This is a genomic window from Chitinophaga oryzae (genome assembly GCF_012516375.2).
In the GTDB taxonomy this organism is placed as follows: Bacteria; Bacteroidota; Bacteroidia; order Chitinophagales; family Chitinophagaceae; genus Chitinophaga; species Chitinophaga oryzae.
The window spans coordinates 8,281,928-8,301,714 of the sequence record NZ_CP051204.2 but is presented as its reverse complement, the minus strand read 5'-3'; the positions used below and the strand labels follow the sequence as shown (position 1 = coordinate 8,301,714).

18 protein-coding genes are annotated in these 19,787 nt (G+C 49.2%); 11 read left to right on the top strand and 7 right to left on the bottom strand.

The window, feature by feature from the left end; genetic code table 11:
• The first annotated feature begins 305 nt into the window (after positions 1-305).
• The 4 genes from HF324_RS32990 to HF324_RS32975 all read left to right on the top strand — a co-directional run bounded on the left by HF324_RS32990 (position 306) and on the right by HF324_RS32975 (position 6,008).
• Positions 306-2,384: a ComEC/Rec2 family competence protein gene (locus tag HF324_RS32990; protein WP_168861683.1), complete on the top strand. Its 2,079-nt coding sequence runs from the start codon at positions 306-308 to the stop codon at positions 2,382-2,384.
• Between the two features lie 182 nt (positions 2,385-2,566).
• The gene (gene purH / locus HF324_RS32985) at positions 2,567-4,081 is read left to right on the top strand and encodes a bifunctional phosphoribosylaminoimidazolecarboxamide formyltransferase/IMP cyclohydrolase (protein WP_168808117.1); all 1,515 of its coding nucleotides are present in this window, start codon (positions 2,567-2,569) and stop codon (positions 4,079-4,081) included.
• Between the two features lie 111 nt (positions 4,082-4,192).
• The gene (locus HF324_RS32980) at positions 4,193-4,777 is read left to right on the top strand and encodes an RNA polymerase sigma factor (protein WP_168808115.1); all 585 of its coding nucleotides are present in this window, start codon (positions 4,193-4,195) and stop codon (positions 4,775-4,777) included.
• A complete protein-coding gene (locus tag HF324_RS32975; protein WP_168861682.1) occupies positions 4,770-6,008 on the top strand; it encodes an energy transducer TonB in 1,239 nt (412 codons plus the stop codon). Before HF324_RS32980 ends, HF324_RS32975 begins: the two co-directional genes overlap by 8 nt.
• A gap of 10 nt (positions 6,009-6,018) precedes the next feature.
• Here the strand turns inward: HF324_RS32975 and HF324_RS32970 are convergent, their stop codons facing one another.
• From HF324_RS32970 to mutY, 6 genes are all read right to left on the bottom strand, one after another.
• On the bottom strand, positions 6,019-7,395 hold the full coding sequence (locus HF324_RS32970; protein WP_168808112.1) for a LutB/LldF family L-lactate oxidation iron-sulfur protein: 1,377 nt from the start codon (positions 7,393-7,395) through the stop codon (positions 6,019-6,021).
• 79 nt (positions 7,396-7,474) lie between these two features.
• Positions 7,475-8,041: a DUF3109 family protein gene (locus tag HF324_RS32965; protein ID WP_168808110.1), complete on the bottom strand. Its 567-nt coding sequence runs from the start codon at positions 8,039-8,041 to the stop codon at positions 7,475-7,477.
• A gap of 75 nt (positions 8,042-8,116) precedes the next feature.
• Positions 8,117-8,719: a gliding motility lipoprotein GldD gene (gldD, locus tag HF324_RS32960; RefSeq protein ID WP_168808109.1), complete on the bottom strand. Its 603-nt coding sequence runs from the start codon at positions 8,717-8,719 to the stop codon at positions 8,117-8,119.
• Between the two features lie 29 nt (positions 8,720-8,748).
• Complete coding sequence (gene gldE, locus HF324_RS32955) at positions 8,749-10,068, bottom strand: gliding motility-associated protein GldE (RefSeq protein WP_168812040.1); 1,320 nt, start codon at positions 10,066-10,068, stop codon at positions 8,749-8,751.
• A gap of 160 nt (positions 10,069-10,228) precedes the next feature.
• Positions 10,229-10,690, bottom strand: a complete 462-nt coding sequence (locus HF324_RS32950; RefSeq protein WP_078669883.1) for a single-stranded DNA-binding protein — start codon at positions 10,688-10,690, stop codon at positions 10,229-10,231.
• 198 nt (positions 10,691-10,888) lie between these two features.
• Entirely contained in the window at positions 10,889-11,962 is a 1,074-nt protein-coding gene (gene mutY / locus HF324_RS32945; RefSeq protein WP_168861681.1) for an A/G-specific adenine glycosylase, read from the bottom strand.
• A 219-nt stretch (positions 11,963-12,181) separates the two neighbouring features.
• Here mutY and HF324_RS32940 point away from each other — a divergent pair, with 219 nt between their 5' ends.
• The 4 genes from HF324_RS32940 to HF324_RS32925 all read left to right on the top strand — a co-directional run bounded on the left by HF324_RS32940 (position 12,182) and on the right by HF324_RS32925 (position 17,276).
• Positions 12,182-12,469, top strand: a complete 288-nt coding sequence (locus HF324_RS32940; RefSeq protein WP_073084475.1) for an HU family DNA-binding protein — start codon at positions 12,182-12,184, stop codon at positions 12,467-12,469.
• A 122-nt stretch (positions 12,470-12,591) separates the two neighbouring features.
• The gene (locus HF324_RS32935; protein WP_168808105.1) at positions 12,592-13,335 is read left to right on the top strand and encodes a tetratricopeptide repeat protein; all 744 of its coding nucleotides are present in this window, start codon (positions 12,592-12,594) and stop codon (positions 13,333-13,335) included.
• A 454-nt stretch (positions 13,336-13,789) separates the two neighbouring features.
• On the top strand, positions 13,790-15,340 hold the full coding sequence (locus HF324_RS32930) for an Rne/Rng family ribonuclease (RefSeq protein WP_078669886.1): 1,551 nt from the start codon (positions 13,790-13,792) through the stop codon (positions 15,338-15,340).
• A 214-nt stretch (positions 15,341-15,554) separates the two neighbouring features.
• Positions 15,555-17,276: a L,D-transpeptidase family protein gene (locus tag HF324_RS32925; protein ID WP_168861680.1), complete on the top strand. Its 1,722-nt coding sequence runs from the start codon at positions 15,555-15,557 to the stop codon at positions 17,274-17,276.
• A 53-nt stretch (positions 17,277-17,329) separates the two neighbouring features.
• On the opposite strand, the gene HF324_RS32920 is transcribed toward HF324_RS32925, so the two are convergent.
• Entirely contained in the window at positions 17,330-17,710 is a 381-nt protein-coding gene (locus HF324_RS32920) for a RidA family protein (RefSeq protein ID WP_078670343.1), read from the bottom strand.
• A 111-nt stretch (positions 17,711-17,821) separates the two neighbouring features.
• Between HF324_RS32920 and HF324_RS32915 the strand changes: the two genes are divergently transcribed.
• From HF324_RS32915 to HF324_RS32905, 3 genes are all read left to right on the top strand, one after another.
• Positions 17,822-18,484, top strand: coding sequence for a 3-hydroxyacyl-CoA dehydrogenase family protein (locus tag HF324_RS32915; RefSeq protein WP_168808100.1), 663 nt, complete (start codon positions 17,822-17,824; stop codon positions 18,482-18,484).
• A 118-nt stretch (positions 18,485-18,602) separates the two neighbouring features.
• Entirely contained in the window at positions 18,603-19,163 is a 561-nt protein-coding gene (tsaB, locus tag HF324_RS32910; protein WP_258539361.1) for a tRNA (adenosine(37)-N6)-threonylcarbamoyltransferase complex dimerization subunit type 1 TsaB, read from the top strand.
• 214 nt (positions 19,164-19,377) lie between these two features.
• Positions 19,378-19,737 (top strand): ArsR/SmtB family transcription factor, encoded by a 360-nt coding sequence (locus HF324_RS32905; RefSeq protein ID WP_073084462.1) that lies wholly within the window; start codon positions 19,378-19,380, stop codon positions 19,735-19,737.
• The last annotated feature ends 50 nt before the right edge of the window (positions 19,738-19,787 follow it).

Below are 19,787 nucleotides of genomic sequence, written 5' to 3'. Positions count from 1 at the left end.
ATTGAATCTTGATACGACACAAATAGCGTGACCGGTAATGCATTTTACAAATAATATTATATTTAAAGAAGATGTTAACTAATCAATAACAGATTCGAGAAGTTAATATATTTATTATATTGATATTTAATTAATTAAACAATTACGATTTTGTTAACCTAAATTATCTTAACACATCCTGAATCAAAAATTACCTAGTTATCATATCTTTTTCGGATATGCTGTTTTTGCGTTTTTTGGACGGTTTGATTTCCGGATGTAAGAACATTAAAAGTTGACCCTTTTTTATGCAATTTGAATCATCCATGTTTGTTGCAGCATGTTGGAAACGTGCGCCCTTTCTGCGTTTAACGCCTCCGTTACTGGCCGGTATCTGTATACAGCTATCCTGCCCGCTTTCAGTACAGTACCTGTATATCCTTATCCTGTCTGCTTTTTCGGCGTTGTTGCTCATACGATGGCTACCGGTTGCATACCGTTATTATTATGCATGGGCGGCAGGCATCCCTGTTTTTATCCTGCTCTTTTGCAGCGGAGCGCTGTTGCCGGTTTCTGCCGGTATCCGGCAGGGCGACAGGTGTTTTTCCGCACCGCCGGACAGCCAGGTGTATTGGTTGGCCAGGGTGGCAGCGCCTTTGCAGGACAAACCCCGTTCCCGTAAAACGTTGCTGACGATCACTGCTACCTGCACGCAGGGGCGCTGGAAGGCGTCGGAAGGGCGTTTATTGGCCTATTTTAGCCGGGATAGTACTTCATCGGGTTTGGTGTACGGTGCGGTAGTATTGCTGGCTAAAAAGCCGGTTAAAATCACCGGCAGCGGCAACCCCGGCGGGTTCGATTACCAGCGGTACTGCGCCACGCAGCAATTGTATCACCAGGTATTTCTGAAAGCGGAAGACTACCGGCAGTTGCCACGCCCGCCACTGCGTGACTTCACCTTTTTCCTGCTGCGGGCCCGCGATTTTTGTCTCGGTCAGCTAAAGGCCCATATTGGCAAAGGCCCGGAGGCAGGTATGGCAGAAGCCTTGCTGATCGGTTACCGCCAGGACCTGGACCCTGAAGTCGTCACCGCCTACAGCAACACAGGTATTGTACATATCATCGCTATTTCAGGAATGCACCTGGCTTTGTTGTACGGCTCCCTGTTATGGTTGCTTCGCTGGCTGCCTTCCAGCCGCGCAGCAAACGTTATCCGGGCAGTGGTACTGCTGGCCGTGTTATGGGGCTTTGCCCTGCTGACAGGCGCGTCTGCATCAGTATTGCGGGCGGCGGTGATGTTCTCCGGTATCACAACCGGTAGTTTGTTACTGGGCAGAAAAGCCAGTACTTACAACATGCTGGCCGCCTCGGCTTTCGTGTTGCTGTGCTGTCAGCCCTGGCTGGCCGTTGATGCCGGCTTCCAGCTGTCGTACCTGGCGGTGCTGAGCATCCTGCTTTTTTATGATGCCATCTGCACATTATGGCCGCTTTCCTCCCGATGGGCCAGGGCGGTATGGCAACTGACGGCGCTTTCCCTTGCCGCGCAGGTGCTGACGCTGCCGGCATCCATCTACTACTTTCACCAGTTCCCCGTTTATTTTCTGCCGGCCAACCTGGTGGCGGTGCCGCTATCCACCGTTGTCATCTATGGTGAGGTCCTTTTGTTGCTGCTGACGCCTTTCACCACCCTGGCAGGATGGGCCGGAGCTGCCCTTTGGTGGCTGATTCATCTCATGAACACCGGTGTGGCCTGGTTGGGACAACTACCATTTGCCATGATAAAGAACCTGCAGTGGAGCTTATGGCAAACCGGCTGTTGTTACCTGCTGATGGCTGGTATCGCAGGATGGCTCTTATGGCAGTACCGCCGCGGCTACTGGCTGGCTTTGGCCGCCTTCTGGGCGATGGCGGCAAATCAGGCGCTACGCCATATAACTTCCCGGCAACAGCGGCAGCTGATCATTTATAACGTGCCCGCCTATACGGCAATGGATGTGATAGCGGAGGGAAAGGTGCAGTTCATCGGACATGACAGCATCTGGAAGACGCCGCCGGCCAAACAGTTGCTGGCCGCCCGGGCGGCCATGGGCGTGACGCCCGGTACGGTGGCCGGTTTACAGCACCGCGGCCGTTATCTGCGGCTAGGGCAGAAAACCGTAGCGGTACAGGACAGTACCCTGCCAGCATGGGCGCCGCTGCAGCCGTTGCAGGTCGACTATCTTTTGCTGAACGGACCCTTAAAAATGAACATGGCCAGGGTACAGGCATGGTACAAAGCAGATACCGTTATTTTCGGCGCAGGCTGTCCGCCTTACCGCATCCGGCGCTGGATGGCCGAATGCGACACTGCCGGCATACCTTTTCACAGTATCCCGGAGAAAGGCGCATTCATTATTTCGTTCTGACCTCCGCCGGTTTACAGGCGCTCAATTAATATTTTTTGCCGTCTGACGCCACTCCCGGAGCCTTTCCCCGGTATTCCACAAGGGCAGGAAATGGAAAAGTGATCGTTACGTGTTAACTTTGCGCAACTTTTCGGTTCCGGACCAGGGGCCAATGTTATTAAAATTTCTAATGTTTTCCATTCATGCAAAAGCAAATTAAATCAGCGCTGATCTCCGTTTTCTATAAAGATAACCTGGAGAACATTGTTAAAAAGTTAGGTGAACAAGGTGTGACCATCTATTCTACCGGTGGTACCCAAAAATTCATTGAGGAACAGGGCGTAAAATGTGTGGCAGTAGAAGATCTGACCGCTTACCCGTCTATCCTCGGCGGCCGTGTGAAAACGCTGCACCCTAAAGTATTTGGTGGTATCCTGGCCCGCCGCGAAAACCCGCAGGACCTGGAGCAGCTGAAACAGTATGAGATTCCGGAAATTGACCTCGTGATCGTAGACCTGTACCCGTTTGAGGAAACGGTGAAAAACACGACCGAAGAACAGGCGATCATCGAAAAGATTGACATCGGCGGCGTATCCCTGATCCGTGCTGCCGGTAAGAACTACAAAGATGTGGTGATCGTAGCTTCCAAAGACCAGTATGCAGACCTGGAAAAAGTGCTGACAGAAAACAATGGCGCCACTTCCCTGCAGGACCGCAGAAACTTTGCTGCTAAAGCTTTTGAAGTATGTGCCAACTATGATGTGGCCATCTCCCAATATTTCCTGAACAACGAACCTGCAGATTATTTCCAGGTGTCCGTTCCCCAGGGCCAGGTGAACCGTTACGGTGAAAATCCCCACCAGCGCGGTGTTTTCTATGGCAACCTGAACGACATCTTCAACAAACTGCATGGCAAGGAACTCTCCTTCAACAACCTGGTGGACGTAGACGCTGCCTGCCAGCTGATACAGGAATTTACCGAAACCACTTTTGCCGTTATCAAGCATACCAATGTATGCGGCATCGCTTCCCGCGCTACGCTGAAAGAAGCCTGGGACGCAGCGCTGGCCGGTGATAAGGAAAGCGCTTTCGGTGGCGTGCTGGTGTGCAACCAAACCATCGATAAAGCCACAGCTGAATCGATCAACGAGATCTTCTTCGAAATTCTGATCGCTCCGGGCTTTGACGCTGAAGCGCTGGCGGTACTGCAAACCAAGAAAAACCGTATCCTCCTGGAGCAGAAGCAACCGGTGAAAAGCAAGTACACGTTCAAAAATGTGCTGAACGGCGTATTGCTGCAGGACAACGATAACGGTAACTACAAAGAATGGAACGACGTGGGCGCACAGGCAGCTACCGCCGCCCAGAAAGCAGACCTGGAGTTCGCCAACATTGTGTGCAAACACCTGAAATCCAACGCTATCGCGCTGGTAAAAGATAAACAACTGATAGGTAAAGGCTGTGGCCAGACTTCCCGTATCGATGCGCTGCGCCATGCTATTGAGAAAGCCGGCCAGTTCAGCTTTGAGTTGAAAGGTGCGGTGATGGCTTCTGATGCTTTCTTCCCGTTTGACGATTGCGTACGCATTGCGCACGAACAGGGTATCGAAGCAGTGATACAGCCGGGTGGTTCCGTTCGTGACAACGATTCCATCGAGTTCTGCAAACAACATGGTATGGCAATGGTGATGACCGGTATGCGTCATTTCCGTCACTAATCCGTTGAAAATATAAGGGCTGAAAAGCGGAGATCATTTCCTGGAAATGACCTCCGCTTTTTTTAAAGAAAAATTGGCGCCATTGCCTGAAAATAGCTAGTATTGTTGTTCATGGCCTTTATCAAGCAAAATATCATGCAGGATGCGGCAGACGCGGACCTTGTCCGGGAGTATAAAGCTTCCGGCAGTCTGGAGCTGCTGGCTGCCCTCTACCAGCGTTATATGAACCTGGTATATGGCGTATGCCTGCAATATTTTGATGAAGAGGGCAGCAAGGACGCCGTCATGCAGATCTTTGAGGAACTGATTGATAAGCTGAAGCGGCATGAGGTACAGAACTTTAAAAGCTGGCTGCATGTTTTATCGAGGAACCACTGCCTGATGAAGCTGCGGTCCATGAAAAACAAAGAGTCCCTTCAGGTGACCATAGAAGAAAATTCTCCGGTTATGGAAAACGGGGAATTGGCGCATCATGACCATGAAGTCACGCTGGAAGACAGTCTCCAGTCCATGGAAAAATGCCTGGAGACGTTGCCGGAAGAGCAAAAACGCAGCGTGAACCTGTTTTACCTGGAAGAAAAAAGCTACCGTGAGGTGGCCGTTATCACCGGATATGAAATGAATAAGGTGAAAAGCTATATCCAGAACGGGAAACGGAATCTTAAAATTTGTATGGAGCAACAACAACATGCCTGACAAGCACGCACATAACAAACCTGCCGTAAGCGCCGAGCTGATCCGCCAATATCTGGCCGGGGAGCTGGATGACAAGGCCATGCACGCCCTGGAACGCCAGGCGCTGGATGACCCGTTCCTGGCCGACGCGCTGGAAGGTTATGCCCTGCACGCCCCGGACCAGCAGGTTCACCAGGAAGACCTGGCAGACCGGCTTTCCAGAAGGGTGGCGCAGTCGCAGCGCAGCATGGCAGTAGTGCGTCCGCTATATCCGCGTACGGCGGCAGCAGCGGCCATCCTGTTATTGCTCTTCACCGGCGGCTGGTTCCTGTTTAAAACACAAAACAAGGCCCCCGAAATAGCACAGGCAGACCGTGCATCTGAAGTGCCCGTACTGGACACATCAGTGCCTGCACCGGCTCCGGCCGACGCGCCGGAGATAGCCCAGCTGAAACCGGCAGATAGCAACGATAAAAAAGCGGCTCCTGCCCAACAGGGCGAGGCCACCGCTTTGGCCCGTACCATGGAGCCGGCAGCGGATATCAGCGCTAAAGACGAACGACTGGTGGAAAAACCGTTGGAACGGAGAGCATTAAAACAATCGCCGCCCAACGCAGCCTTCGTTGTGCCTGCACCGGCACCCGCAGCCATACCGCCGGCTTTAGCACAGTCTGCTCCGGTAATTACACCCACTCCGGCGCCTGTCAGCGCGGAGAAGCAACAGGCCGACATCGCGGCAGGCCGGCAGGATTCTGTTGCCGTGGCCTATAATAATAACAAAGCCCTGGAAGAGGTAGTGTTATCCGGATATGGAGCTGCCCGCGCCAGGAAAGCAGCGCCCGTGCGGAACGATTCCCTCACCCGGAACATTCCCCGGGACGAACAGATGAGCTATGCTTTAGAGGGTAAAGTAGCAGGGGTTAATGTTGACAGTGAAACGAGACGCAAGGGAAACAAAGGCCGGAAACCGGATACGCAGCCTGCGCCTGTCAACGGCCGCGTGGCTTACGAGCAATATCTTCTCGAACATACCGCTAACCCCGGAGGATTTAATGGCATTGTACGTATAGGGTTTACCGTTATGCCGGACAGCACGCTGCAGGACATTAAAGTGATCCAAAGCCTGAATGCTGCTTGTGATGCCGAAGCTGTCAGGGTCGTGAAAGAAGGCCCGGCGTGGAAGCCTGCTGCAGACGGGAAGCCCGCCAATGTTACATTGGAAATCATCTTCAGAAAAAAAGCAGACCAGTAAAAGAACAGCTTTAACTTTTACGTTCCTTCCACTGCTGGTTAAAGGATTTGGCTGCAAACACCGGAAGGTCCCGGTTTTCCCCCCAGCTTTTTGCGAAGAATTTGCGGAAGAAGAAATTCTTCATTTTACCACTGGCCATATTCATCATTTTGCGGCTGGTACATCCCTGTTTCCATACGAACCACGCAAACTTCTCGCCGCCGGAGGTATGGTTTTCCTCTACCGCCTTTTGACGGTTGTGGAGCAGCAGTTCATGCAGGTTGATACGTACGGGGCATACTTCTGTGCAATTACCGCAGAGGGAGGACGCGAAGCTGAGGTGCATGTAGTTGTCCATCCCTTTGAGATGCGGCGTGATGACAGAGCCGATAGGGCCGCTGTAGGTGGTAGCGTAGCTATGGCCGCCGATGTTTTTATAGACAGGGCAGGCGTTGAGGCAGGAGCCGCAACGGATGCAGTAAAGACTTTCGCGGGCGGCGGTATCCTGGAGGATGTTGGTGCGGCCGTTGTCCATCAGGATCACGTACATTTCTTCCGGGCCGTCTGTTTCCCCTTCCTGGCGTGGACCGCTGAAGATGCTGTTGTATGCAGTTACCTGCTGGCCGGTACCATAGGTGGCCAGCAGTGGCCAGAACAGCGCCAGGTCTGCCACAGAGGGCAGTACTTTCTCAATGCCCACCAACACGATATGTGTTTTCGGGAAAGCGGTGCTGAGCCGGGCATTGCCTTCATTTTCCGTAACGGCTACGGAGCCGGTGTCGGCCAGGATGAAGTTGGCACCGGTGATGCCTATTTCAGCTTCAAGGTATTTTTGTCTGAGTTTTTCGCGGGCTACGAGTGTCAGCTGTTCGGGGGTGAGGTCGGGAGGAGTGCCCAGCTTTTCCGCAAAGAGGCGGGCCACGTCTTCCTTGCTCTTATGCATGGCCGGTGTTACGATATGATAAGGCGGCTCACCGTCCAGCTGCTGAATGTATTCTCCCAGGTCGGTTTCCACGCATTCGATGTTATGTTGCGCCAGAAAGTCGTTGAGATGTACTTCCTCGGTGGCCATGGACTTGCTTTTGACAATGCTTTTGCATTGTTTGGCCTGGCAGATGGCGAGGATTTCCTGCTGCACCTGTTCCGCTGTTTCCGCCCAGATTACTTTACCGCCACGTTTGGTGAAATTCATTTCGAACTCCTCAAGATGGTTGTCCAGGTGTTCGATCGCTCTCCACTTGATATTCTTGGCCCGTTCACGCGCCACCGGCAGATCGGCAAACTGCTGTTTGCCGACTTTTACAGCAGCGTTGTATTTTCCTATATTGAAGTTGATCGTCTGGCGGTGACCAAGATCTGTCGCTTTTTTTTCACTTGCTTCGAGAAAAGTGGAGGCTGTTTGATGCATAAGCAAACGATAATTCCTTGATAAATATAATCATTTAGTCATCAAATGATTAAATAACCCAATAACCAAATAATCCGGTTTAGTATTTCTTGGTGGCAATTTTATCCAGCACTTCATAAAATTCCGTGCCGTATTTTCTGGTAATGGCCTCTTTCAGGAATCGGTACACCGGTACTTTCAGGGAGCGGCCGTTTTTGCAGGCGGGTTTGCAGATATCCCAGCGGTCGTAGTTGACTGCTTCGAACGACTCGTATTTTGTGATCCGGATGGGATAGAGGTGGCAGGAGATGGGTTTTTTATAGTCCACCACGCCGTCGTTGTATGCTTTCTCGATGCCGCATCCTACGATGCCATGATCGTCGATGGTGGCGTAGGCGCAAATGCCATTGTTCACGATGGGCGTCACGTATCCGTATTCTTTATCGGTGGTGTTGGTGCCGGTACGTTCAATTTCTTCGATGCCTTCCTGCCGGAGGTAGGATTTGATTTTCGGGTAGATTTTTTTCAGGATTTTAGTCTCGTCCTTGTCCAGGGGGGCGCCGCAGTCGCCGGCTACGCAGCAGGCGCCTTTGCAGGCTGACAGATTGCATACAAACTGCTCTTCCACCAATTCGTCACTAATATATTTATCGTCAATGATAATCATCTGATTATAGTCTTTTGCCGGTCCTGATGAGGACCAACAAGCATTTAAAGACCACAAAGTTACGAGATTGCCGGCTTATCTCCAGCGGAGGGTTTCCACCAGGTGCCACATATCTTTTTCGAGGAATGCGTTGACGGGCGCGAGGGAATCGGCCTGGGGGGGAGCGTAAAAGTAGAGCGCGCCCCGCAGGAAGTGCTGCAGGGAGTCGGTGGCGTAGAACTGTTTGGCGGAGGCCGCGTTGCCGCCTACCTGGTAGAAGGTGCCGGCTACGTGGTTAGGCGTATGGATAGTGTTTTCGTCTATATATTCCGCTTTGTAGGTGTGTTTATAGGTCATTTTGTAGGCATCGTCCACCAGTTGCTGGAAGTTGTTGCCTTTGCCGATGATTTTATAGCTGAGGTATATTTTACCGTTGAGCGTAGGGAAGTCGATATTGATCCAGTAAGGGTTTTCCGGTTTTTCGCCGAAAAAGGAAGTGTCTTTTACCACATTGGCGTAGACCGGGTATTCGAAGGTGTACGGGTATCCGGGCGCATCGAAGGTGCGGTATTTTTTTTCCGGGAATTTCATCAGGAAGAAGCCCCTGGGCTTGGGTGTGGGCGGCGTGTTACAGGCAACAGCCAGGATAGTGATCAGCAGGGACAGGAGGGTGATACCCTTTCCTTTGAAGTATGGCATTTTTTCTGAAATCGTTTAGCAGGGCTGGATTACGCTTCCTGGGCGGCGTCCGGCCGTATGGTGACCTGTACTTTCTGGATGCGCATTTTAGTGACTTCCAGTACAGTAAAATCGTAGTTGGTATAATTGATAACGCTGTTTTCTTCCGGAAATTTTCCGGCCAGTTCGAGGATAAGGCCTCCGAGGGAGTCGCTTTCACCTTTTACTGACTCGAAGGTTTCCGGCGGGATGTTCATGATGCGGCAAACATCGTTGAGCATGGTTTTCCCTTCAAAAACGTAAGTGAAGTTGTCCAGTTTGCTATAGTTGAATTCTTCTTCGTCGAATTCGTCTTTGATATCGCCGATGACTTCTTCCATGATGTCTTCGAGGGTAACGATACCGGAGGTACCGCCGAATTCGTCGACTACTACGGCAAAGTGCATGCGTCTGCTCTGGAATTCGGAGAGGAGGTCTTCGATCAGTTTGTGGCCGTGAACGAAGAAGGGCTGGCGCATTACTTCGTGCCAGTCGAATTTATTGCCTTTATCGAGGTGGGGGAGCAGGTCTTTGGTATGGATCACGCCCACGATGCTGTCGAGGTTGCCCTTGTACACCGGGAGGCGGGAATAGTGGAGGTCTGCTACCTGTTTGATGACTTCTTCGAAGGTGCTGTCGTATTCGATGCCGTTTACATCGAGGCGGCCGCGCATGATCTGTTTAACGGTGATATTGCCGAATTTGAGGATGCCTTTGAGGATATTTTTTTCTTCCTGGGAGGCGGTCGGGTCCACGCTCATTTCGATGGCTTCGTCGATTTCGTGGTAGTTAACAGGGCCGGCGCCGCGGTGGAACAGGCGGGCTTCAATGCTGCCACTGATGCCTACGAAGAAATCGCTGACCGGTTCCAGCGTAGCATGGATGAGGCTGACAAACCACGCGAAGTAGGTAGCGAAACGGATATTGTTCTGGGCAGCCCATACGCGGGGGAGTATCTGTCCGAAAAACAGGAGGATGAGGCAGATCAGGGATATCCTTACCACGAAGGACACTACCGGCAGTGTTTGCAGGTCTTCCATCTGGGTCACCAGGTAGTTGGTGATCATAATGAAAGCGATCATGAGGATGATACCGGCGATCTGGAGGGATGCCAGGAGTGATTTTGGTTTTTCCAGCAGCTTGGTAATCAGTTTGCCGGAGGTGTTCTGTCGTGTTTTGAGCACGTTCAGGTCCTTGTAATTCAGGGAAAAGAACGCTACTTCTGCGCCGGAAACGATAAAGGTAAGCAGCAGTATTACAAAAATGACAAGTAGGAATACCACCATGTTTGGCGTAGCGATAGGTGTATTTACTTGTAACAAACAGGACATGTTGCTTGCCGAGAGGATCTCCAAGATATTTAGCTTTGATGTAATCAATCAAAAAAACAGGAAAGGTAATTCACACAACTACATTTTCCTGCACGCAAATATAAGTAATGTCCCTATATGGGATTACGTAGTTCCGGAAAGATAATATTTTACAGATTTACTAAAAAGGCAGATCGTCTGCGGGCTCATTCAGCGAAGGGGGAATTTCCATGTTGTTAGCGAAATTGTCTCCGGTTGAAGTGCCTGAACTGCTGTGGTGAGGTATGGGGTGGTCTGAGCTGTTGAGGTCCATGCGTTTGTCCAGCATAACCAGGTTGTCTCCTACAACTTCTGTCGCAAATTTTTTGTTGCCTTCCTTGTCTTCCCAGCTGCGGGTACGCAAACGTCCTTCAATATAGACCAGGCTGCCTTTGTGCAGGTATTTCTGCGCCAGTTCTGCCAGTCCGCGCCACAGCACTACTGTATGCCATTCGGTTTGAGAAATGAGTTTTCCCGCCCTGTCTTTAAAGGTTTCGGTGGTGGCCAGGGAAAATTTTGCCACGGCGATATTACCTTCGAGGAACTGCACATCCGGGTCTCTGCCTAAATTGCCTATCAGAATTACTTTATTAACACCTCTCATAGTTGTAGGTTTTTTTAGTCTATTGTTAAAAGGTTCTTCTTTTATAAATAAACAACCTTCTTAAAGTTAATATTTTTTTCCAATCGACAGTGAAAAATTTCTTACTGGCAGCGTGTTAAGCATGAATGGATGCATGTATTATAACTTACTGTAATTTAACCGTATAATACATTTTGAATTTTAAATATATGTTTCGTGTCAGAACAGCTGTAGTTTTTTGCTTTGCAAAAATGCGGTGATGGTTTTTGGAAACGCGTATTTATCAAGTGTTTTACGGGAAACGAGCAGGTGTCCGTTTGCCGGTAGCGGCTGCTTTATTTCCAGGGTAAAGAAGCGGCTGTAGATGGTTTGATGGGTCAGTTGTTGTTTTTGCGGTGCCGACACGTTGGTTACGGTGAAGGCAGTATTGCCGAAAAGCTTCCGGAAAGATTCATTTTTCCGAAGCTCATCGAGCTCTGCCGCTTCGGGCGTTTCGATCAGGATAAATTCGTGCAGGTTCTGCCAGATATCTTTTTCTGTCCTTTTCCGGATGTAGATGCTGTCTTTGAATTCCACGAGGAAGTGGTTGAAATAACGTTTTTTGATCTGCAGTTTTTTGGACTTTACGGGGAGCACTTCCACCAGTTGCTGTTGCCGGGCCAGGCATTTGCGGTTGAGCGGGCAGGTGGGGCAGGCGGGTTGCTGGGGTTTGCAGACCACGGCGCCGAAGTCCATAATACTTTGATTATAGGCGGCGGACTGGTTGGGGGGGAGCAGTTCCTGCGCCAGGTCGCTGAATTGTTTTTTGCCGGCGGTGGTATCGATAGGGGTGTCGATGGCAAAGTAGCGGGAGAGCACGCGGTACACGTTGCCGTCCAGCACGGCATGGGGGAGGTGAAAGCCGAAAGAGGCGATGGCGGCGGCGGTGTAGTCGCCGATTCCTTTAAGGGCTTTGATCTGTTCGTAGGTGTCCGGGAATTTCCCTTTATAGGAGGTGGCTATTTCGCGGGCGGCGGCCAGCATATTTTTACAGCGGGCGTAATAGCCGAGGCCCTGCCAGAGACGGAACACTTCTTCTTCGGGGGCCTGGGCCAGTTTGGTGGCGGTAGGATAGTGTTCAATAAATTTCTGATAGTAGGGTAATCCTTGTTCCACGCGGGTTTGCTGGAGTATGATTTCGGATAGCCATATCCGGTAGGGGTCTTTTTCACCCTTCCAGGGCATGGCGCGCGTATTGCTGAGTTGGTTCCATTCCAATAATTTTTCCGTAAAAAAAAGTCGGGAATCGGCCATTTATATATTATTTTAATAAAATTATTTAGTAAATTGATATGGTAAAAGCTGTCCAAAAACCCTATGGAGGTACATCTGATGCCTTTCCCGGGCATGCAAATAAATATAAATTATCATCAATACAGTTATAAGAAAAAATGATAAAATTTATTTGCTTAAAATTCAGCAATTAAAATTTTTAAATTAACTTTGAGAGTAAAGTAATCCTCTCGCTTTCATATGAGAAAAGCTGATTTAATAAACAACATTGCTGAAAAAACCGGCATCCCCAAAGTAGATGTTCTAGTGACACTGGAGGCTATGTTTAAAGAGGTGAAAGAAGCCCTGGCCAATGGTGAGCACATTTACATCCGCGGGTTTGGTAGTTTTATCACAAAGAAACGGGCCGCCAAGATTGGCCGCAACATCAAGAAGAACGTAGCTGTGGAGATTCCGGAGCACTTTATTCCGGCATTCAAGCCTTCGAAAGAATTTGTTGCTGAGGTAAAGAAGCTCAAAAGTTCTTAGTTTTGCAGCCTAATCTTTAGGCGATGCGAAAGTCACAAGTTCTCCTGGTTGGTGCTGCTGTAGCACTATTGGTGGTTTTATATGCTTTTGGCCGTACTGTACCCCGGTCAGAAAAGCAAGCTATGTCAACTGCTGCTCCTATGCAGGGCGGTCAGGGTGTAGAGCCTATTGCCTTTTCCGAGCTATTGGAAACGGCTAAAGGGAAAATTCCTGCTGAAAAGTTATTATTGATCAACACGATTGAAACCAATGTTGTACGCGGGGACGTGAAAGCCCAGCAGATAGCTGCGTACAAACAATTGTACAATACCTGGGACAGCCTCAACCAGTTGCCCGTAGCGGCTCATTATCTCGGAGAAGCCGCCAAGTTGGAAAATTCCGAAAAAAGCCTCACCTTTGCAGCCAATTTGTTTCTGGCTCACCTGCAACACGCTCAGGACCCACGAATAGCAAAATGGGAAGCCGAACAAGCGATCAGTCTGTTTGACCAGGCGATTCAGCTGAATCCGGCCAACGACACCCTGAAGATATCACAGGCCATGGTGTATATGAACACCGGCGAACCGATGACAGGGGTTGCCAAATTAAGGGAAGTCGTAGCCAAAAATCCTGATAATATCGACGCACAGGTTACTTTAGCGAACCTGGCCATTACATCAGGCCAGTATGATAAAGCTATCGAAAGACTGGAAGGCGTGATGCAGAAACATCCGGACAATGCCAAAGTACTGTTTGTACTGGCAGAATCCTACAGAAGCAAAGGTGACAAGCAGAAAGCAATTGCGCTGTTTGAGAAAAGCAAACAGGCGATGACCGATCCGGAGCTGAAGAAAGAAGTAGACAGCTATATTAAGAGCATTCAATAATATTTTATTTTTTCCATCATTTAAAAACGTATAAGCGTATGCCTTGCGGTAAGAAAAGAAAAAGACATAAAATTGCCACTCACAAGCGTAAAAAAAGACTGAGAAAGAACCGGCATAAAAGTAAGAAGAAATAATTACTCCAGTTTCCCGCCATTTATACTAATTAGGTATTACCCGGCGCGGTGGTCGGATAAAAAATTTTCATATACCCTGCATGATTCTGGCAATTATCTTAAATTGCCTGAGTCATGCAGGTTGTTTCCATAGATCCCGCAACCAGATCCCCGGACATTTGCCTGCAGTGATCGCTGAACCCTTAAGCAATCCATCATCACATCGGTGAAGAATATGCTAACTTTATAGTGAGCTATTGTTTGGTATGCAGTAAGCTGTTCTTACATAGCTGTGTGCATAGCATAAAAGGTGAAGTTTTAAAGGTTAAAATTTTGGACGCTTGAATAAGGAACTTATTATAAATGCGGCTCCCACAGGGGTGGAAATTGCGTTACTGGAAGATAAAAAGTTAGTGGAACTGCATCACGAAAGTGGCAATCCCAACTTCGCAGTAGGCGATTTGTACCTGGGCAAAGTGAAAAAGCTGATACCCGGCTTGAATGCTGCATTTGTGGACGTAGGCTTCGAAAAGGATGCCTTTTTACATTATACGGATCTCAGCCCCTATATCCGTTCCATTCTTAAATTTACTGCAACTGCCATCAGCGATAAAACCCCTGAAGGATTTGATTTCACTAAGTTTAAAAATGAACCGGAAATAGTCAAGACCGGCAAAATAACCGACGTACTGGGCGGTAAACCCAATATCCTCGTACAGATCCTGAAAGAACCCATTTCTTCCAAAGGCCCCCGCCTGAGCTGCGAAATTTCTCTTCCCGGAAGATTCATCGTGTTAACTCCCTTTAATGATATTGTTGCGGTTTCCAAAAAAATCCATTCTTCCGAAGAAAGAAAAAGACTGCAGAAAATCGTGGAAGCCATCAAACCGCCAAATTTCGGCGTGATTGTACGGACTGCCGCGGAAGGAAAGAAAACAGCTGAACTGCACGAAGATCTGACCACGCTCGTTCAAACCTGGAAAAATATTCAGTCCAACCTGAACGGCGCACAGGCTCCCCAGAAAATACTGAGCGAGCAAACCAAAACCACCAGTATTCTCCGCGACCTGCTCAACGAAAGCTTCAACCGGATCGTGATCAACGATAAAAACATCTATACGGATACCAAAACCTATATCCAGAAGATCGCCCCGGAAAAACAGGACATCGTTAACTACTATAATAACGGCTCTCCCATCTTCGATAACTTCGGCATCACCCGCCAGGTAAAGGCTTCCTTCGGAAAAACCGTCAACCTCGACAGCGGCGTATACCTTATCATCGAAGCTACGGAAGCCCTCCATGTAATAGACGTCAACAGCGGATACAAAAGCTCCAGCAACAACCAGGAACAAAACGCCCTCGCGTCCAACCTGGAAGCTGCGGCGGAAATTGCCCGCCAGCTGCGACTGCGCGATCTCGGCGGCATTATCATTATCGACTTTATCGATATGAAGCTGCCGGAAAACAAAAAGACCGTTTTCGAAGCCATGGAGAAATTCATGGCGCAGGACAGGGCTAAACACACCATTCTCCCTATCTCCAAATTCGGGCTGATGCAAATCACCCGCCAGCGTGTAAAACCGGAAATCACCATCTCCGTAGCCGAAGATTGCCCCACCTGCCGCGGTACCGGTAAAATAGGCGCTTCCATGCTGATCCTGGAAGATATCGAGAAAAACTTGCAATACCTCCTGAACCACCAGCACAAAGGACTGACCATCCGCGTACACCCGATCCTGCACGCTTACCTGACCAAAGGATTCCTGACATCCAAACAGTGGAAATGGTATTTCCAATACAAAAAATGGATTAAACTGAAGGCAGACTCCAACTATCACCTGACTGAATATCGCTTCTTCGACGCTAATGATGAAGAGATCAAATTATAATTTTGATATTTAGAAATTTGGTTATTTAGAAATTTGAGATGTGCAGGCGCCCTGCCGCCTCAAATATTTAAATAACCAAATTTTAAAATTGTTAAATCCCAAACCCCGGTTCAAACTGTATATATTTCATACATTTATGTCATCGAACAGTACCCATCCCATACTGTTTATTGTCATGTTTGTTCTTGTTTCTTAATCACATCCATTACACTTTATGAAGGTACATTTTTACACCGCCCTGTCTTTATTGGCCCTCATTATCTTTGCTGCCTGCCAGCAAAACGGAGGCTTTCGAAAAAGGCTGAAAATCAGAGATACTACACATTACACTAAAGAAGCGTATATTGAAGAGTCGCTGGATAGTAACCTGCTCAACAAATTCCTGGCAACGAACACTAACTTTGACCCGTATGATGAATACATCCGGAACTTCTACCAGAAACGGGGGTATCACTATGCCTGGATCAATAAGGATTCGCTGACAGAACAGGCGGCCAACTTCATCAACATGATGAAAAACGACGCTTCCTATGGTATTAAAGACAGCAGCCTGCTCAACCCCGAGCTGCAGCAGCTTACCGACACCCTGCTGCTCAGCGACGCCGGGCTCCGCATTGCCGATACGGCCCGCCCGCGCCTCGAAATGCTGCTCACCGCCCAGTTCTTTGCCTATGGCAATAAGGTATGGGGCGGCCTCACTGCCGATTCGGCCAAAGACCTCGAATGGTTCATTCCCCGTAAAAAGATTGATATGGAAAGCCTGCTGGACTCGGTAGTCCGCAAGAAGTCCAATGCTTTTGAAGAAGATGAACCGGTGAACCGCCAGTACAAACTGCTGCGCAGCGAACTGAAAAAGCTGGCTAACCTTGAAGCCTCAACGAAATGGGATTCCGTTCGCCTGGCAGCAAAGGCTACCTTCAAAAAAGGAGATTCCTCCGCGGTCATCGTCGCTGTAAAAAATAAACTGGCAGCACTGGGCGACCTCGCTGTCAACGACAGCAGCAGCCGGTTTACACCGGAGCTGGACAGCGCCGTTCGCACTTACCAGGCACGGATGGGCCAGAAAGTGGATGGTATCATCAAACAAACGACGGCCGACGCGCTGAACGTGCCTTTACAGCAACGCATCCGCCAGATACTGGTGAACATGGAACGCTCCCGCTGGGTACCGCTGGAGCCCACTACAGACTATATCCTGGTAAACATCCCCGCCTTTACCATGTATGTGTACGATAAAGGGAAACTGGACTGGAGCTGTAATGTAGTGGTAGGCAAACCCGGCGCCAATACCGTGGTATTCTCCAAAGACCTGCGTTATATCGTGTTCAGCCCTTACTGGAACGTACCTCCGGGCATCCTGGCCAAAGAGGTGTTGCCCGGCCTTAAACGCAGCGGCGGCGGCTACCTGGCCCGTCAGAACATGGAGATCGTAGGCGCCAGCGGCAAAGTGATCCCGCCAGGCTCCATCAACTTCAGCAAATATTCCGGTGGTAATTTCCCCTATGTGGTAAGACAACGCCCCGGCGGCAGAAACTCCCTGGGCAAGGTGAAATTCCTGTTCCCCAACGAGTATAACATCTATCTGCATGATACGCCTGCACGTTATCTTTTCGGGGAAAACAAACGTTCTTTCAGCCATGGCTGTATCCGGGTGGCAGAACCTAAACACCTGGCAGAATGGCTGCTGAGAGCTGATTCTGCCTGGACGGAGAAAAAGATCGACGAAGCCATGAATGCCGGTAAAGAGAAGTATGCAACGGTGAAAAATAAAGTACCGGTGTTCATTGTTTACTTTACGGCATTTGTGGACAGCAAAGGAAAACTGAACTTCCGGGACGATGTGTACGGCCACGATGCAAGACTGGCAGCCACCTTGTTCGGCAGTAACGAGCCTAAGCCGGCAAAGGGACCTGAAGAAAGCGCCGAAAAATATTAACACAAAAAAAGAGATGTCCGCGGGCATCTCTTTTTTTCATCCATAGATGATGTTTAGCTGTGCGCTATCACAGATATTTCCACATTCACGCCTTTGGGCAAACCTGCTACCTGCACGGTTTCGCGGGCAGGATAATTACCGGTAAAATAGCTGCCGTACGCCTCATTTACTTTCGGGAAATCATTCATGTCCGTCAGGAAGATGGTCGTTTTTACGATGTTGTCGAACGTAAGACCGGCCTCTTTCAGTACTGCCTGCAGGTTTTTCATGACCATATGGGCTTCGTCCGTGATGCCGGATTTTACCAGTTCGCCGGTGGCGGGGTCCACAGGGATCTGACCGGACACATAAAGGATATTACCAGCTTTTACAGCCTGGTTGTATGGCCCGATAGGAGCGGGCGCCTGATTGGTATTGATAATTTGCTTTTCCATATAACGAAAATATAAAAATAAGTGGTGCGGAGGGCAGCAGTGGCCCGGCAGGCGGCCGGTTTAACAGGAAGATAAAAAGATTTTTTTCTTAGGTTTGCCGAAATTTAACGCATGAATATCCTCGTAATAGCAGATGCGCAGCGGTATGATGAATTGCAGCAAAGAGATTTTTCCCGGCATGAGGTACAATGGAAGACCAGCCTGGAAGAGGTGTTGTCTGTGAAAGCGTTCGACCTGGTAATAGACCTTATTTTCGATGACCGGCCGGACCATGCGGCGGTATACGCCCGTAACCCCGGAGTACCGGTGCTGGCGGGGATGGTAAAAACATCGTTGTCCGATCTGATGAACCATTATGCTTTTGAGCAGGGGTTCAACATTATGGGCTGCAATTTTCTGCCGGGATTTATCAGCCTGCCGCTGCTTGAGGTGACGCTGATGGATGACGGGCAGCAGGAGGTGCTGGCAGACATTATGTACCGGCTCAACTGGGAATACACGCTGGTAGCGGATGCTACGGGGATGGTGACGCCGCGGGTGGTCTGTATGATCATCAATGAAGCGTACCTGACAGCACAGGAGGGGACTGCTTCCCGCGCGGATATAGACACCTCCATGAAATTAGGCACCAACTATCCGTTCGGACCTTTTGAATGGTGTGAGCGTATAGGCGTGAAACATGTGTATGAAGTACTGAAAGCGGTGCATGACGCTACCGGTGATGACCGTTACCAGGTAGCCGCATTATTACAAACAGAATACGAGGCGATATAACAATGGCATTAATACTTAGCATAGATACAGCCACCACTACCGGTTCGGTGAGCCTGGCCCGCGGGGGAAAGCGTTACAGACACTTGTAAACGAGCAGCAGCAGGACCATGCCGCCGCGATGGTGTTGTATGTGCAGCAGGTGCTGCGTGAGCAGGGCGTTACTGCGGCCGATCTTGATGCCGTGGCTGTCAGTGCCGGCCCCGGGTCTTACACCGGTTTACGTGTAGGCGTGGCTACCGCCAAAGGGTTGTGTTATGCCTGGAATAAGCCGCTGCTGGCCGTTCCCACGCTGCAAATGATGGCGCAGGGCGCCAAAACAGCTGTACAGGATGAAAACGCCTGGTATTGCCCTATGCTGGATGCACGCCGCCAGGAAGTGTTCACTGCTATTTATGACACCTCGCTGCAGCCGGTGGTGGAGCCGCAGGCCCTCATCCTGGAACCGGCGTCGCTGGATGCCTGGCTGGCGCAAAAGAAGATATATTTTTTTGGCAATGGTAGCCCGAAGTGGGCCGCTATGCTGCCTTCCATCGATAATGCCGTTTTTATTCCCTATGAAATGAGCGCCGCGGATATGGCCCCGCTGGCTGAACAGTTATTCCATCAAAAATCCTTTGCTGACCTCGCTTATTTCAGCCCTTTTTACCTCAAAGGGTTTTATTTCCCCCAAAAACCCTAACACGTTCGTTTTATTTGTCATGTAATTGTCAAATTACATCTAATTTGCACATATCCTCGGGTTATATATGATAAAATAAGGTATAGAAATTTTTTTTATTGTGACAGATATTATATTTTTGTATAAATCGATAACCGCATTTGTTGTCTAACTGTTTTGCGATTACTGTCCGTTGATCCCTTTCATTTCATCATTTTTTAAAAACTATTATGCGATGGAAAAAACATTATTAACTACCTCTTCTAATACTCTTATTATTTCTAGAGGTAACAATGAAAAAGACCAGATCAAATTGGATTACATTGCCGTTAAAAAGGCCGCTATGGTTTTGCGTGCTATCAACCATAAGTTGCGCCAGCAGATGATAAAGCTGTTGGAGGACCATAAGAAAATGACTGTGACAGAGATATATGTAAAATTGCGTTTGGAACAATCGGTAGCATCGCAGCATCTGGCCATATTAAGACGGGCTGGTATTGTAATTACAGAAAGAGATGGTAAGTTTATCCACTACACCATCAACAAGCAGCGTATTGCTGAGGTGGCAAAATTTGTGGAAGAACTGGTTGGTTAATGCATATTAGCCATTTTTAAATACGGAATTGAATTATTGTAAAAAGTAGC

Coding starts and splice junctions, on each gene's coding strand:
- HF324_RS32990 (WP_168861683.1), top strand. CDS start 306: ATGTTTGTTGCAGCATGTTGGAAACGTGCGCCCTTTCTGCGTTTAACG.
- purH (WP_168808117.1), top strand. CDS start 2,567: ATGCAAAAGCAAATTAAATCAGCGCTGATCTCCGTTTTCTATAAAGAT.
- HF324_RS32980 (WP_168808115.1), top strand. CDS start 4,193: ATGGCCTTTATCAAGCAAAATATCATGCAGGATGCGGCAGACGCGGAC.
- HF324_RS32975 (WP_168861682.1), top strand. CDS start 4,770: ATGCCTGACAAGCACGCACATAACAAACCTGCCGTAAGCGCCGAGCTG.
- HF324_RS32970 (WP_168808112.1), bottom strand. CDS start 7,395: ATGCATCAAACAGCCTCCACTTTTCTCGAAGCAAGTGAAAAAAAAGCG.
- HF324_RS32965 (WP_168808110.1), bottom strand. CDS start 8,041: ATGATTATCATTGACGATAAATATATTAGTGACGAATTGGTGGAAGAG.
- gldD (WP_168808109.1), bottom strand. CDS start 8,719: ATGCCATACTTCAAAGGAAAGGGTATCACCCTCCTGTCCCTGCTGATC.
- gldE (WP_168812040.1), bottom strand. CDS start 10,068: ATGTCCTGTTTGTTACAAGTAAATACACCTATCGCTACGCCAAACATG.
- HF324_RS32950 (WP_078669883.1), bottom strand. CDS start 10,690: ATGAGAGGTGTTAATAAAGTAATTCTGATAGGCAATTTAGGCAGAGAC.
- mutY (WP_168861681.1), bottom strand. CDS start 11,962: ATGGCCGATTCCCGACTTTTTTTTACGGAAAAATTATTGGAATGGAAC.
- HF324_RS32940 (WP_073084475.1), top strand. CDS start 12,182: ATGAGAAAAGCTGATTTAATAAACAACATTGCTGAAAAAACCGGCATC.
- HF324_RS32935 (WP_168808105.1), top strand. CDS start 12,592: ATGTCAACTGCTGCTCCTATGCAGGGCGGTCAGGGTGTAGAGCCTATT.
- HF324_RS32925 (WP_168861680.1), top strand. CDS start 15,555: ATGAAGGTACATTTTTACACCGCCCTGTCTTTATTGGCCCTCATTATC.
- HF324_RS32920 (WP_078670343.1), bottom strand. CDS start 17,710: ATGGAAAAGCAAATTATCAATACCAATCAGGCGCCCGCTCCTATCGGG.
- HF324_RS32915 (WP_168808100.1), top strand. CDS start 17,822: ATGAATATCCTCGTAATAGCAGATGCGCAGCGGTATGATGAATTGCAG.
- tsaB (WP_258539361.1), top strand. CDS start 18,603: ATGGTGTTGTATGTGCAGCAGGTGCTGCGTGAGCAGGGCGTTACTGCG.
- HF324_RS32905 (WP_073084462.1), top strand. CDS start 19,378: ATGGAAAAAACATTATTAACTACCTCTTCTAATACTCTTATTATTTCT.